Here is a 13,399-nt window from a genome sequence, read left to right as displayed (position 1 = left end):
GTAACTACGGTCAATCGCCAGTTTGTCAGGAGCAATGGGGCGAGGGAACCGCGTAGCAGGGCCCAGCCGTCGCAGACGGGAAGGCTTTCGGGTGACCCCCGGAAGCGCAGTACAGCAGGGCTCGGTGAAGTCGGTAGAGCGGGGTGTAGGGTCCGGCGGTCCTGGACGCCCGCACTTGGTTGACCATTTTCGGGAGTGACAAGTGGCCCCTTCTCCAGAGGCCGTAAGACTCGCCAGGCGGCTCCGCGACCTGCGGGCGTCGGAACGACTCACGCAGAAGGAACTGGCGCGAGCGCTCAGCGCCGAGGTCCGGATCGCGGTGGCGACGATCAGTTCGTGGGAGTCCGAGACCAATCCGAAGCTGCCGCCGGAGGAGCGGCTGCGATCGTACGCGCTGCTCTTCGGGACGAACCCCGTCCCGAGCCGGGTGCCGCGCGAGCAGGACCTGACACCTGCCGATCGCGAGCGCTTCAACACGCTGCACCGCGAGTTGGTCAACCTCCGCGACGACATCCGCCACCAGCAGACCAGCGCGCCGTCGTCGAACAGTTCGTACACCTTCGACTTCGAGTCCGGCCGGATCACGCTGATCTGCCCGGAGGTCCCCGAGGACGGACGCTCGAGCCTGGGCCAGGAGGACAACCCGAACTTCACGAAGCTGTACAAGTACGCCGACCTCGACGCGCTGATCGAGATGTGGGGCCATGTCCGCGCCTCGAACCCGGAGCTCAGGGTCCGGCACCGCCTCCCGTCGGAGGTCAGCGCGGACCACCTGTCCGGCCACCTCATCCTGATCGGCGGCATCGCCTGGAACCGGGTGACCAGCCGGCTGCTGCGGGTCCTGGACAACCTTCCGATCCGGCAGCTGTCCGTACCGGATCTGGCCGACGGCGAGATCTTCCGGTCCCGGGACGGCCGCGAGTACCGGCCGGTCTGGGAGGAGAGCAAGGACCCGGAGGACGACGCGCCGACGCGGGCCGAGCTCGAGGCGGACCAGGCCCAGGACGCGTGGCGCGGCGACACTCGCCGCGAGCTCGTGGAGGATGTGGCGCTGTTCGCACGGCTCCCGAATCCGTTCAATCACAGCAGGACCATCACGATCTGCAACGGCGTCTACAGCCGCGGTGTGCTCGGCGCGGTCCGGACACTGACCGACGACTCCGTACGCGAACGCAACGAGGCCTACCTGGCGGATCGGTTCCCAGGTGGCGTCTTCGGTTTGTTGATGCGGGTCTCGGTGGTCAACGGCGAGGCCGTCACCCCGGACCTGGAGATCGCGGACAACCGGCTGTTCGAGTGGTCGCCGGAGGATGAGGCCGAATGAGCTCCCAGGCCCGGCAGATCCAGTCCTCGCACCAGAACCTGCTCTGCGACAGCTCGGCTTCGCTCACCGCGACCGCGAACACCCTCCCGGACGCGATCGTCGTACCGGCCGCGCGCCGGGCGTCGGAGCTGCAGCCCGTCATCTCGCTGGCCGCCCGGCTGGACATACCGCTGCTCATTCTCTGCAGCCGGGATGCACAGGTCGGACAGGTCGTCAGCCGCGTACGGAAGACCTTCCGCGCGCAGGCCCTCGTGATCGAGGTGCCCGAGAACTACCAGCCGCCCTGCCCGGAGCCGCTGACCTCCGCGCAGCGGTTCCACGACGTCTCGGCCAATCGCTCCAGCGACCTCAGCGCGAAGCGCAACATCGGCCTGCTGCTCGGCCGGCTGATGGGCTGGAAGAAGATCCTGTTCATCGACGACGACATCAGGGCACTCAATCCGCTGCACGTCCGGCGGCTGGCAAGCAGCCTGGACAGGTATCCGGTCGCGTCGATGGCCAGCCGGGAGTACCCGGACAACTCGGTGGTCTGCCACGCGCGGCGGATCGTCGGGTTCAAGCAGGACGTGTTCGTCAGCGGCGCCACCCTTGGCGTCAACCTGCAGGCCCCGAATCTCTCGTTCTTCGCCGATGTCTACAACGAGGACTGGTTCTTCTTCGCCCGGCACGCCGCGGAGCGCGCGCTGGCAAAGACCGGCGAGGTCAGCCAGCTCGCGTACGACCCGTTCGCGGATCCGCAGCGGGCCGCCCGGGAAGAGTTCGGCGACCTCCTCGCCGAGGGGCTGTACGCCACGCTGGAAAGCGGATCGCAGAGCTTCGACGACCACCTGCTGACCGCGATGAGCCCGGGGCACTGGAAGGAGTACAAGGAACTCCGCCTGCACACGATCCAGCAGACGATCACCCGGCTCGACCAGGTCGGCAGCCGGCTCACGACCGACGACTACGACCGGATGCGGGCGTCGCTGACCACCGCGGGCGAGCTGGCGGACCGGATCTCCCCGGACCTGTGCGCGGACTTCATCGAGAGCTGGCAGAAGGACGAGAAGCGCTGGCAGGGGATGTTCCAGAAGCTGCCGTCGACGTTGAGCCGGCGCGATGCGCTCGCGGAGCTCCAGCTCACCACGTGGACGTCCTGCGGGTACGGGCTACCGACCGAATCGCAGGCGGATCTCGCGGCGGCCGGAGCCGTCTGCTAGCAGCTGGCGTTCGCCGGTGGGGCTGAAGCCGAGGCGGTCGTACACCTGACGTGCGACCGCATTGGTGTCCAGCACCCAGACCCGCCATTCGGTGACGGCCGGTTCCTCGGCGGCGAGCTGGCCGAGGATCGCCCGGAGTACGCCGTTGCGGCGGTACCGCGGGTCGACCCAGACCGACTCGATGTGCCGCTCGTACGCCGGTCGGCCGGCCACCCGGACCGAGCTCGCCAGCCCGACGATCCGGGCCGCGTCCCGGGCCACCACCCAGTGCATCCGGGTGAACCGTTCGCGCCAGCCGGCTTCACCGACGCCCACCTCGTCCTCGTAGTCGGCGAGGTACGCCGACGGCGAGTCCTTCAGCGCGCGGAGGCGAACCTCCCGGGCGAGCGGCCAGTCATCGGCACCGAGCATGGCGAGTTCCAAGGTCCCGGACCCCTTCGGGAGATGGACAGCTTGTGCATCCATACCAGTGTCGCCGTTTCGCCCGATCACCAAACCGGCGCGCGGACAATGTCACACCGAGGGACCGGTTTCAGCGGCAGATCGCCTGGTCGACGAACGCGTCGACGGACGCGTCGGGGTCGGTCCTGAAGTTCGGCGTGACCGCGACGGTGACCTGCCGCCGGGTGTCCTCGGTGGCGTACGAGTAAGCCTGGTACGCGAGCGCGTCGCCGTCGTTGCCGTACACCTCGACGCCGCACGCGGTCCGATGCCAGGACAGCCCGAGGCCGTACGTACCGCCCCTGCAGGAGGCGCCGAGCAGGCGGCGCTGCACCTCCTCGCCGTACGTCCGGCCGGTGACCTTCTGGATGATCTCGCCGACGAGCAGGTAGTTCGTGTTCGAGCAGTCGAACCGCGTTGCAACAGGCAGCTGTACGTCCTCCACGTACAGCTGCCGAGTGTGGTTGCTGTGGGCAAGTTAGGCGGCGGCGGTTGCTTCGGTTAGTTGGTCTTGGGTGGGTTGGAGTTGGGGGGTGGCGAGGGTGAGGAGGACGTTGGCTACTGCGAAGGCGGCGGCTGCGAGGAGGCCTCGTTCGTAGCCGGACTGGAGAGCCTGGAGTTGAGTGGCGCCGTGGGTCAGCTCGTTGGTGGTGTGGGTGATGGAGAGTGTGGTGACGATCGCCAGGCCGAGTGCGCCGCCGACCTGGTACATCGCGTTGACGACCCCGGACGCGGCGCCGGCTTCTGCGGGCCGTACCTCGGAGACCGCGTTGATCTGGCCCGGTACGCCGACCCCGATGATGCCGAAGCCGAAGACGATCAGGCCGGGGAGGAGCTGGCTCGCGTAGCTGCCGGTGGCGTCGGCCTGCGAGAGCAGGAGCAGACCACCGAGGCTCAGGACCGCACCGCCCAGCTGCACGGTGCGCGTACCGAGGCGCTGTACGAGCTGTGAGGCGAGTACGGCGCCGACGATCGCCGCGCCGCCCATCGGCAGGAAGTGGATGCCTGCCTCGAGTGCGCTGTCGCCGCGGACCTGCTGCAGGTAGATCGCGGTCAGGAAGAACATCGAGAGGAAGCCGGCGCCGTTCAAGGCCAGCGAAGCACCGGACACACTCAACGCCCGGGAGCGGAACAGCCGCAGGGGTACGAGCGGCGCGGCCGAGCGAGCCTCCACGAAGACAAACGCGGCCAGCAGGATCACGCCCGCGGTCAGTACGCCGATTACCTCGAACGAACCCCACCCGGAGGGCTCCGAGCGCACTACGCCATAGACAACAGCCATCAGCCCAGCAGTGCCAAGGACAGCACCAAGTGTGTCGAACGTTCGACGGCCGACGCTGTGGCGCAGATCCGGCACGAAGAACGGGATGAGTGCGACCAGGGCGATCACGATCGGGACGTTGACGAAGAAGACCCACTGCCAGCTCAAGGAATCGACCAGTACGCCGCCCGCGACGACACCGAGCGTGCCGCCGAGACCCGCGAGGCCGCCCCAGACGCCCATCGCGATGTTGCGTTCGCGACCGTGGGCGAACGTCATCGTGAGGATGGCCAGTGCTGCCGGTGAGAGCAGCGCGCCGCCGAGGCCCTGAACCGCCCGCGCGCCGATCAGGAACTCGGGCGAGTTGGACAGCCCCGCGATCAGCGAAGTCGCGCCGAACAGGACGAGGCCCGCGGTGAAGACCCGGCGCGGGCCGAGCAGGTCGGCCATCCGGCCGCCGAGCAGCAGGAATCCGCCGAAGAGCAGGGTGTACGCGTTGATCACCCACTGCAGGGAGTCGGCGGAGAAGTGCAGGTCCGCCTGGATGTGGGGCAGCGCGACGTTCACGATCGTCACGTCGAGCACCACGATGAACTGCGCGAGAGCCAGCACCGCCAGGGTGGCCCAAGGACTGCGTCGCATCGCCGTACCTCATTACCGAGAGTCAGGTCTACGCCGTATGTATACGGCGTAAGCTTACGCAGTAGACACTAGGTCTACGGTGTAGACTTGTCAACGTGATCACCAAAGAGACCGCCCGCCGGCTCGATCCGGAGCGGGTCGTGGACACCGCGCTGGCCATCGCCGACGACGAGGGGCCGGCCGCTGTCTCGTTCCGGAAGCTGGCCGCCCAGCACGACGTCACCCCGATGGCGCTGTACCGGCACTTCAAGGACAAGGACGACCTGCTCGCGGCGCTCGGCGACCGGCTGCTCGACGACGTCGTACTACCCGACCCGACCGACGAGCCGTGGGACACGCAGCTGCACGCACTGCTGACCGCGTTCGTCGACGCGCTCCGCGGGCACCCGCGGCTCGCGGACCTCACGCTGGCCCGGATCCTGGTCGCCACGCCAGGTCTCGCCTTGGCCGAGCGCGCGCTCGAGCTACTGACCGAAGGCGGCTTCTCCGTCGACGACGCGGCCGAGGTCGGACGGCAGTCGATCTGCTCGCTGATCTCGCTGGTCACCACGGATCCGATCGCCCGCGAGGTGAGCGACCCGGAGGCCCGGGAGGCCTCGTTGCGCCGCAAGCGGGCGTCGCTCGGCGCGCTCTCGCCCACCGAGTACCCGCTGATCACGTCGGCGGCCGGCGCGCTGATCTGCCCGTCGTCGAGCGAACGGTACTACGCGATCGGCGTCGACCTGGTCGTCGCCGGCGTCCGCGGCCTCCGGGATCAGCGACGCTGAGACCGGGTGTCTGAGCGACACGAACCGGCCGGAGAGGACTACGCTCCGAGACGGAGCGATACCACTCTCTATGGAGGTACATCGATGGCGGGGAAGTTCGAGCTGTACCAGGACAAGTCCGGTGAGTACCGGTTCCGCTTGAAGGCCGGCAACGGCGAGATCATCGCGACCAGCAGTGAGAGCTACAAGACCAAGGCTTCCGCGCTGAACGGGATCGACTCGATCAAGAGGAACGCCGCCGACGCGAACGTCGACGACCAGACCGACTGAAACCGCAGGAAAACAAGGGGTTCTCCGCCACCGGTGGAGAACCCCTTCAGTTTTCAGACCCCTTCGGAGAACACCACTCCGCGAATCTCCACGCCGAGTCCCTCGATGCCCGCGTCCGGGATCATCGCGGCCAGCTCGCAGGCCCGTTCCCGGGACGCGACGTCGATCAGGTAGTACCCGCCGAGGAACTCCTTCGACTCCACGAACGGCCCGTCGGTGACCGCCGGTACGCCGTTGCGCACCTTCACCACTGCGGACTCCGACGGCTGGGTCAGCGCGACCGTGCTGTGGAACTCGCCGGACGCCTTGATCGTGTCCATGAACTTCTGGTGCCCGGCGCCGATGGCCTGCTGCTCCTCCTCGGGCAGCGCCTCGAGCACGTCGGTGTTGATGTTGAGGATCAGTAGGTACTTCACGATGTCTCCTTCGGACCCGGCCCCCGCCGATCGGGTGCCTTCACCCATCAGTACGGAGCGGGCCGGTGCGTCTTGACATGCGTCTGCGGTCAGGAGCAAATTCCGTCCCGGAGGTAGCTTGCCAGATCGGCGGAGGTCAGCTGCCCAGCCCGTTTGGTCGTCTGCATCACGTACAGCCAGCGCGGATCCTTGCTGTCCGCACGTGCGCTCGACAGGTACCACACGGTCTGGCCGGAGGCCGTCCACTGGTCGTAAACACCGTCACGGTCGAAGTCGCATCGGAAGTGTCCGCGTTCACCGAAGTAGTCCGTGTTGAAGATATTCTGGAAGGCGTAGAGACCAGTTTCCGTCTGCGAGTATGCCTTGGCCCGGGTCTGCGTAAAGATGTTGTTGCCGACATTCATTCGGTCGGACGGAGTGCCGCGCAGCCATACCCCCAGCTCGCCTTGCGAGGCGACAATACTGTTCCAGCGAATGTCGAAGAACTCGCCGGCCGGGCCACAGTTGTAACTCCCGCCACCACAATTCTTCAGTGCATGCACATCGAAATCCTGCCCATATTTCGGCCCATTGAGATCATGGTAACCAGGCGCAAGAATCAGATTTTGGTACGCCAGGTAGCCCGTTCCGGGGTCACCGGTAGCGGCGATCGAGTGGGTGTTGTGGTAGAACTCGTTTCGCTCGATCCGCGCATACGCCCCGGTTCCCACCACAACGCCGTAGCCGGCGGAGCCCGCACCATCGGTCGGATGCTCGTTCCGGTAGATCGCATTGTCATGCACCCACGCCATACCGGCCGATCTACTCATGCGCTGCTTCCCGTCGAGCACTCTGATCGCGGCCCCACTCCATCGATAGAGCTCGCTGTCCTTGATTTCGACGTTGGTGCTCGACTCGATGCTGATGCCGTGCGAGCTCGGTTTGCCGATAGCATCCGCCGGCTGCTTCAGCCCGCCGTCGAGCCGGATTCCGCTGACCAGTACATAGTCCGCGGTCGTGGTGTCGTAGTCGTTGCCGATCAGGAACAGCGTGTAGGGCGAGGTGGTCGTGAACAGGCGCGGTCCGCGCGGATAGGCAGGCGATCTTTCGCCGAGGATCTGCACGGCTGGTGCAATCAGGATGTCTCGCAGACCGCTGAGGTTGAGGTTGACGCCGGGTGCGATCCGCACCCTGGCGCCTGTTGTGCGGACCCCCTGAAGAAAGAGGCTCACCTGGCTGCTGTCAGTGATGTCATACACCGGAGCTGAAGACTCCAAATAGCCGGGCAGCTTTGTCCAGTTCGACCAGGTACCCGAGATCTGCCACCGCTGATAGACCGCTCCACCTGGATAGGCGCCGAACACCTCGACCGAGCCGCTGCTGTTGGTCGCTGCGGACACCGAGTTCAGCAGGCCGCCTTGGCCGAAATCGACCCACCCCGACCAGCTACTCGAATTCGGGGCGGTCTGCGATTCCTGGAAAACAAGGTACTGACTGTTGGTGCCGAACAAGTTCAGTCGTCCATCGGCGCCACGAGCGACCGCGATCGATGTCAGCGTTCCGTCCATCAGCGACCAGCCCGACCAGTTGTTTGTGTTCGCGGCGGTCTGCGACATGTGGAGGATCCGTCCGAGGTCGTCGAGGCCGAACAGCTCTACGCGTCCATCAGCGTTCGCCCCGGCGGCCACCGAACGAATGTTCAGGGGTTGCCCGGGCTGGCCGGCGAGTTCCCACGCCCCCCATGTATCGGAACCAGGTGAGATTTCGCTCCTCCGGAGCACGTAGCCCTGGTCAATGGTGATGAAGAGGACCAATCTGCCATCACCGTTAGGCGCGACCGCGATCGATTGTGCTGGTGCGCCGGGATACAGCATCTCCGTCGCGGTCTCCCACATGTTCGAGTTGGGCGCCAGCTGCTTCGTGCTGAAGACTCGTCCGCCGCCGTTCACGCCGAACAGCTCGATACGCCCGCCTGCATTCGTCTCGGCAGCTACGGATCGCATCTGCACCTGGCTGACCGTCTCCCAGCCACTCCAGGTGTGCGAACTGTCCAGCTCGCGACGGTGCGACACGAGATCGTGCGAATCTGAGCCGAACAGCTCCAGCCGGCCGTCGGCATTCCGCGCCGCAGCGAGAGTTCCGTGGCTCCAGAGCACGCTGGCCTTGGCCGGCTGCGCAGATACCAGCACCGGCGCGAACAATCCGCCGAGTCCGACTGCTGCCGTCAGGAGCACCACAAGGGCTTTACGAACGGCGCCGGTTCGCGCCGAGCCTAACTCGAGCATGAGATCACCTTCCGTCACTTTTAGTCACGTAAGTGAGAGCGGTTGTTCCCCGTGACTACGCTGCTGCGAAGGTAGGCGTCAGGCATGGATCATGCCTGATAGGCAGCTGAATCGCGCTGTTGCGGCCGCCGGTGCGAGCGGCATCCGCTGGACACTCGTAGCGAAAATCGACCCTCAGATCGTAACGGAGAGTAATTATGATTGTCGCTGGCTCGCCCTCGCCCAGTGACATCGCCCGCGGATACCGTCGGGTCGTGCTGAGTCTCACAGATGTCCAGGCCGCCGCCGACCGGCTCGCCGGGGTTGCGCACCGTACGCCGGTACTCACCTCGCGGACGCTCGACGAGCGGGCCGGGACGCGGGTGTTCCTCAAGGCGGAGAACTTCCAGCGGATCGGGGCCTTCAAGTTCCGCGGCGCGTACAACGCGATCAGCCGGCTCGATCCGGAGCAGCTCGCCGCGGGCGTCGCGGCGTACTCGTCGGGGAACCACGCGCAGGCGGTCGCGCTGGCAGCTCGGCTCGCCGGTACGTCGGCGGTGATCCTGATGCCGGCGGACGCGCCCGCGACGAAGCTGGCCGCGACCCGCGGGTACGGCGCCGAGGTGGTGACGTACGACCGGTACACGCAGGACCGGACCGCGCTGGCGCAGGAGCTGGCGGCCGAACGCGGGCGGACGCTGATCCCGCCGTACGACCACTACGACGTGATGGCCGGGCAGGGCACGGTCGCGCTCGAGCTGATCGAGGACGTCGGGCACCTCGGCGCGCTGCTCGTCCCGGTCGGCGGCGGCGGACTGATGGCAGGCTGCGCGACCGCGGCGACGATGATGTCACCGGGGATCCGGATGATCGGCGTCGAGCCCGCGGCGGGCGACGACCACGCCCGCTCGTTGGCGGCCGGGGAGCGGGTACAGATCGACGTACCGCGGACGATCGCCGACGGGCAGGCGATCGCGACGCCGGGCGAGCTGACGTTCGCGGTGAACCGGAAGCTGGTCGAGTCGTTCGAGCTGGTCAGCGACGCGGAGATCGTGGCCGCGATGGCGTTCGCGTTCGAGCGGCTGAAGATCGTGCTGGAGCCGAGCGGGGCGAGTGCGCTGGCGGCGTTGCTGGCCGGCCGGATCCACGGGCTGTCGGAGCGCGTCGGAGTGGTGCTGTCCGGCGGGAACGTGGGCCTGGAACGCTTCCGGGAACTGCTCGAAACTAGCTGAACGCGCAAGGACTTTAGGGTGCCCTGGCCACCCTCTGTGCCCGTTGTCACAGAAAGCCACTGGCGAATGTGACCGGGGTCACATCGAAGCTGTGAATTGCCGCCTGCGCCCCGCTCAGACGCGCTCAGGACACCTGGTGTTCACCCAGGCTTGTTGAGCCGTCAGAGGCCCTTTCAGGGCCTTTTGAGAACGACATTGTGGATCTGAGGGTTTGCGTCGTGATCGTTCTGTTATACAGTCGTCGGCGGTTCGGTAACCAACACGAACCGCACACGAGTCAACGCCGAGCTCCGCCAGGCTCGTGTGCTCCCCTCGAATACCAATGGCGGAGGTGGGGGACCCAGGAAGTTGGGTCTCGACCGTGAGTGGTCGAAACCCTGGGGTGAAGTCCGCGGGAGCGGACCGGGCTATGAATCCCAGCCCGAACCCGACAGCTAACTTCACAGGCGTCGGGAGACAACCATGCCCGTCACTGCCCGACGGACGTCGCTTTCGCGCGCCGTCAACGCTGAGTCCAGTACTGACCGGCCCACCGGCCGGACCCTGGCGAAGCACCGCCGCTCCTCCCGTCCGGGGACGCCCCGGGCCGCAGCCGCCGTCCTCTCGGTCGGCCTCGCCGTCGGTGGTGGAGCCGCACTCAGCCTGACCACGACCGCCGCCCCGGCGTCCGCGTCGACGACCGCCATGACCGCTGCCCAGCAGCGGGGTCACACCAGCATCCCGAGCCGGCCCCTCCTCCGGCTCGGTGACTCCGGCCCGACCGTGAAGTACGTCCAGAAGGCCCTGCACCTGGGTCCGGACGGGTACTTCGGCAGCAGCACCGTCCGGATCCTGAAGAAGTTCCAGACGTCCTGGGGCCTGAAGGCCACCGGTTACACGGACAAGAAGACGTGGGGCCGGCTGACCTACGCCGCGAAGCACAAGGTGCTCTACGGCAACCACGCCGCGGCGACCGGTACGACGACGTTCCGGGCCAAGGTGCTCCGGGAGGCCGCCAAGCTCAAGGGCACGCCGTACCGCTACGGCGGCACGACCACCCGTGGCTTCGACTGCTCCGGTTACACCGGCTACGTCTACAAGTACGCGGGCAAGAAGCTGCCGCGTACGGCGCGTCAGCAGTACGCGGCGACCAAGCACATCAGCCGCAGCGCCGCGAAGCCGGGCGACCTGGTGTTCTTCCGCAACGGCGGCGGTGGCGTGTACCACGTCGGCATCTACGCCGGCGGGAACATGCTGTGGCACTCCTCGAGGCCGGGCCGCCCGGTCGCGAAGGCGAAGATCTGGACCAGCAGCATCGCCTTCGGGCGCGTCTGAGTCCTGACCGGCCGGCGCCCTTCCCCCAAGTGGGCGCCGGCCGGTCGTCAGCGTCCTGTCCCCCCAGGCACGCTGACCCGAAACCGGTTCGAGCCGTCGATCCCCCACCCCTCCGACGGCCGGACCGGTTTCTGTCTATGCTGACCGGCGTGAAGCGCCTGACCGTGGGGTTCTGGATCGTCGCGGTCGCGTTGGAGAGCTACGGCACTATGCACGCGATGTCGGACAAGGCGCGTGCGGCCGGGAAGCCGTTCTGGCGGGTCCTGTTCTCCGGCCAGGAGTTCTTCATCTGGCACAGCGCCCCCGGGTGGTACTACCCGGTGCTGATCGGGCTCACGGTCTTCACCGGAGCCCTCACCGCCGTGTACGTCTTCTCGCGCGACTGATCAGTCGAGCAGACCGGCCTCGTACGCCAGGATCGCCACCTGGACGCGGTTCGACGCGTCCAGCTTCACGAGCGCCCGCGAGACATGGGCCTTCACGGTGGCCTCGCTCATGAACAGCTTGCGGCCGATGTCGGCGTTCGGCAGGCCGCGGCCGACCTCGACCAGTACCTCGCGCTCGCGTTCGGTGAGCTTGCCGATCCGCTCCTGCGCGGCGCGCTTGCGGTCCGCCCGCGGATCGCCGGCGAAGTGCCCGATCAGCCGTCGCGTCACCGCCGGCGACAGCATCGCGTCCCCGGCCGCGACGACCTTGATCGCCTGGACGAGTTCGCGCGGCGGCGTGTCCTTCAACAGGAACCCGCTCGCCCCGGCCTGCAACGCCCGGAACACGTAGTCGTCCAGATCGAACGTCGTCAGTACGACGATCCGCGGCGGGTCCGGCAGCGCCTGCACCTCCCGGGTCGCGGCCAGCCCGTCCAGCCGCGGCATCCGGATGTCCATCAGTACGACGTCCGGCTGGTGTTGCTTGACCATCGCGGCCGCGTCCGCGCCGTCCTCGGCCTCGGCGACCACCTCGAGGTCGGGGTCCGACTCGAGGATCATCTTCAGCCCGGCCCGCACCAGCGCCTCGTCGTCAACGATCAGCAGCCGTGTCATCGTTCTCCTTCGTCCACGAGCACTGGCTCGCTGTCCTGCCGATGGTCGTCCCACGGTATCCAGGCCTCGACCTGCCAGCCGCCGTCCGGCGTCGGCCCTGTGGACAACCGGCCGCCGGTCAGCTGCACCCGCTCGCGAAGGCCGACCAGCCCGGCGCCGGCGCCGGGCAGCAGTGAACCAGCAGCCACCGGCCGTACGTTCGTCACCCGGACCGTCACCCCGGCGCCACGCGCGCCGTGTACCTCCACGTCGGTCGCCGCGCCACGGGCGTGCTTGTGGACGTTCGTCAGCGACTCCTGGACGACCCGGTAGACCGTGCGCCCGACCAGTACCGGTACGTCGTCCGGCAGCGTACCGGCGTACCCGACGGTCACGCCCGCGTCCCGCGACGCGGTGATCAGCCGCTCCAGGTCGGACGCCTTCGGGATCGGGGCCAGGTCGGCGCCGGCCACGCTGACGTCGGTCCGCAGTACGCCGAGCACCTCGCGGAGGTCCTCCATCGCCTGGCGGGCCGTCTCGCGGATCAGCCGCGCGGAGCCCTCGACCTTGTCCGGGCCGACCGTCGGGTTCACCTCGAGGCCGCCGGCGTGCAGCGCGATCAGCGAAACTTTGTGCGCGAGGACGTCGTGCATCTCCTGGGCGATCCGGGACCGCTCGCCCAGGCGGGCCTGCTCGCTGCGCAGCTCACGTTCGGCCTCGGCCCGCTCGGCGCGGTCCCGCAGCGATGCCATCAGGTCGCGGCGGGCGCCGACATACGCGCCGACAGCGACCCACGTGCCGACCAGGAACGGGCCGGTGAACGCGGACACCCAGATCTGGTTGCGGTTGCCCAGGGCATGCAGCACGTAGGCGGCGTACGCGGCCAGACCGAGGACGGCGAGTGCGTAGTCGCGGCGTCGGATCGACAACGTCAGCAGCGCGAGACCCATCGGGACGAAGATGCCCCCGGTGAGCATCGCGAGCACGGCGATCGCGGTGACGGTCACCGGAAACCGCCGGCGCCAGAACAGCGCGACCGAGGCGACGATGCCGGCACCCAGGACGTACCAGTCCTTGGGGCTCCAGCCGCCTCCGCCGGACGCGGCCTGGGCGACGATGCTCAGCAGGCTGAAGCCGACGTAGAGGATGTCGCGCAGTCGCGGGGCATGCCTGATCCACCAGGCGTACCACCCGCGCAACCGTCGCATTCCGTCACTGTAGTTCGACCGGCGACGCGATCACGTCCCCCTTCCGGGTGGGTTCGGGCGCCG

General features: G+C 67.6%; 14 protein-coding genes and 1 riboswitch. Of the genes, 7 read left to right on the top strand and 7 right to left on the bottom strand.

Going from position 1 to position 13,399, the window contains the following annotated elements; all coding sequences use genetic code 11:
* Nucleotides 1-202: 202 nt before the first annotated feature.
* Together ACFYRU_RS14120 and ACFYRU_RS14115 are read left to right on the top strand one after the other, a co-directional pair.
* Entirely contained in the window at nucleotides 203-1,324 is a 1,122-nt protein-coding gene (locus ACFYRU_RS14120; RefSeq protein ID WP_387657547.1) for a hypothetical protein, read from the top strand.
* On the top strand, nucleotides 1,321-2,523 hold the full coding sequence (locus ACFYRU_RS14115; RefSeq protein ID WP_387657544.1) for a hypothetical protein: 1,203 nt from the start codon (nucleotides 1,321-1,323) through the stop codon (nucleotides 2,521-2,523). Before ACFYRU_RS14120 ends, ACFYRU_RS14115 begins: the two co-directional genes overlap by 4 nt.
* On the opposite strand, the gene ACFYRU_RS14110 is transcribed toward ACFYRU_RS14115, so the two are convergent.
* The 3 genes from ACFYRU_RS14110 to ACFYRU_RS14100 all read right to left on the bottom strand — a co-directional run bounded on the left by ACFYRU_RS14110 (nucleotide 2,473) and on the right by ACFYRU_RS14100 (nucleotide 4,867).
* A complete protein-coding gene (locus ACFYRU_RS14110) occupies nucleotides 2,473-2,988 on the bottom strand; it encodes a GNAT family N-acetyltransferase (RefSeq protein WP_387657541.1) in 516 nt (171 codons plus the stop codon). The genes ACFYRU_RS14115 and ACFYRU_RS14110 overlap by 51 nt on opposite strands.
* A 67-nt stretch (nucleotides 2,989-3,055) precedes the next feature.
* Nucleotides 3,056-3,409: a hypothetical protein gene (locus ACFYRU_RS14105; RefSeq protein ID WP_387657538.1), complete on the bottom strand. Its 354-nt coding sequence runs from the start codon at nucleotides 3,407-3,409 to the stop codon at nucleotides 3,056-3,058.
* Nucleotides 3,410-3,442: 33 nt separating this feature from the next.
* A complete protein-coding gene (locus ACFYRU_RS14100) occupies nucleotides 3,443-4,867 on the bottom strand; it encodes an MFS transporter (protein ID WP_387657535.1) in 1,425 nt (474 codons plus the stop codon).
* 95 nt (nucleotides 4,868-4,962) lie between these two features.
* On the opposite strand from ACFYRU_RS14100, the gene ACFYRU_RS14095 reads away from it, so the two are divergent.
* Both ACFYRU_RS14095 and ACFYRU_RS14090 read left to right on the top strand, forming a co-directional pair.
* Entirely contained in the window at nucleotides 4,963-5,634 is a 672-nt protein-coding gene (locus tag ACFYRU_RS14095; protein ID WP_387657532.1) for a TetR/AcrR family transcriptional regulator, read from the top strand.
* Nucleotides 5,635-5,718: 84 nt separating this feature from the next.
* A complete protein-coding gene (locus tag ACFYRU_RS14090; RefSeq protein ID WP_387657530.1) occupies nucleotides 5,719-5,904 on the top strand; it encodes a YegP family protein in 186 nt (61 codons plus the stop codon).
* Nucleotides 5,905-5,957: 53 nt separating this feature from the next.
* Here ACFYRU_RS14090 and ACFYRU_RS14085 read toward each other — a convergent pair whose 3' ends face one another.
* Together ACFYRU_RS14085 and ACFYRU_RS14080 are read right to left on the bottom strand one after the other, a co-directional pair.
* Nucleotides 5,958-6,320 carry a YciI family protein gene (locus tag ACFYRU_RS14085; protein WP_387657527.1) on the bottom strand — a complete coding sequence of 121 codons (363 nt, stop codon included), beginning with the start codon at nucleotides 6,318-6,320 and terminating at the stop codon, nucleotides 5,958-5,960.
* A gap of 89 nt (nucleotides 6,321-6,409) precedes the next feature.
* Nucleotides 6,410-8,584, bottom strand: a complete 2,175-nt coding sequence (locus tag ACFYRU_RS14080) for a tectonin domain-containing protein (RefSeq protein WP_387657524.1) — start codon at nucleotides 8,582-8,584, stop codon at nucleotides 6,410-6,412.
* 254 nt (nucleotides 8,585-8,838) lie between these two features.
* On the opposite strand from ACFYRU_RS14080, the gene ACFYRU_RS14075 reads away from it, so the two are divergent.
* The 3 genes from ACFYRU_RS14075 (at nucleotide 8,839) to ACFYRU_RS14065 (ending at nucleotide 11,495) form a co-directional block, all read left to right on the top strand.
* Entirely contained in the window at nucleotides 8,839-9,795 is a 957-nt protein-coding gene (locus ACFYRU_RS14075) for a threo-3-hydroxy-L-aspartate ammonia-lyase (RefSeq protein WP_387657522.1), read from the top strand.
* 271 nt (nucleotides 9,796-10,066) lie between these two features.
* Nucleotides 10,067-10,258: riboswitch (cyclic di-AMP (ydaO/yuaA leader) on the top strand.
* Complete coding sequence (locus ACFYRU_RS14070) at nucleotides 10,258-11,109, top strand: C40 family peptidase (RefSeq protein WP_387657519.1); 852 nt, start codon at nucleotides 10,258-10,260, stop codon at nucleotides 11,107-11,109. Its footprint overlaps the riboswitch before it by 1 nt.
* Before the next feature lie 149 nt (nucleotides 11,110-11,258).
* A complete protein-coding gene (locus ACFYRU_RS14065; protein ID WP_387657517.1) occupies nucleotides 11,259-11,495 on the top strand; it encodes a hypothetical protein in 237 nt (78 codons plus the stop codon).
* Here ACFYRU_RS14065 and ACFYRU_RS14060 read toward each other — a convergent pair whose 3' ends face one another.
* Both ACFYRU_RS14060 and ACFYRU_RS14055 read right to left on the bottom strand, forming a co-directional pair.
* The gene (locus ACFYRU_RS14060) at nucleotides 11,496-12,149 is read right to left on the bottom strand and encodes a response regulator (RefSeq protein ID WP_387657514.1); all 654 of its coding nucleotides are present in this window, start codon (nucleotides 12,147-12,149) and stop codon (nucleotides 11,496-11,498) included.
* Entirely contained in the window at nucleotides 12,146-13,336 is a 1,191-nt protein-coding gene (locus tag ACFYRU_RS14055; protein WP_387657511.1) for a sensor histidine kinase, read from the bottom strand. The genes ACFYRU_RS14060 and ACFYRU_RS14055 overlap by 4 nt, the downstream gene beginning before the upstream one ends.
* Nucleotides 13,337-13,399: the final 63 nt, after the last annotated feature.

The organism is Kribbella sp. NPDC004536 (genome assembly GCF_042873835.1).
In the GTDB taxonomy this organism is placed as follows: domain Bacteria; phylum Actinomycetota; class Actinomycetes; order Propionibacteriales; family Kribbellaceae; genus Kribbella.
The sequence above is the reverse complement of the archived record's forward strand: the minus strand, read 5'-3'. Positions and strand labels throughout refer to the sequence as shown.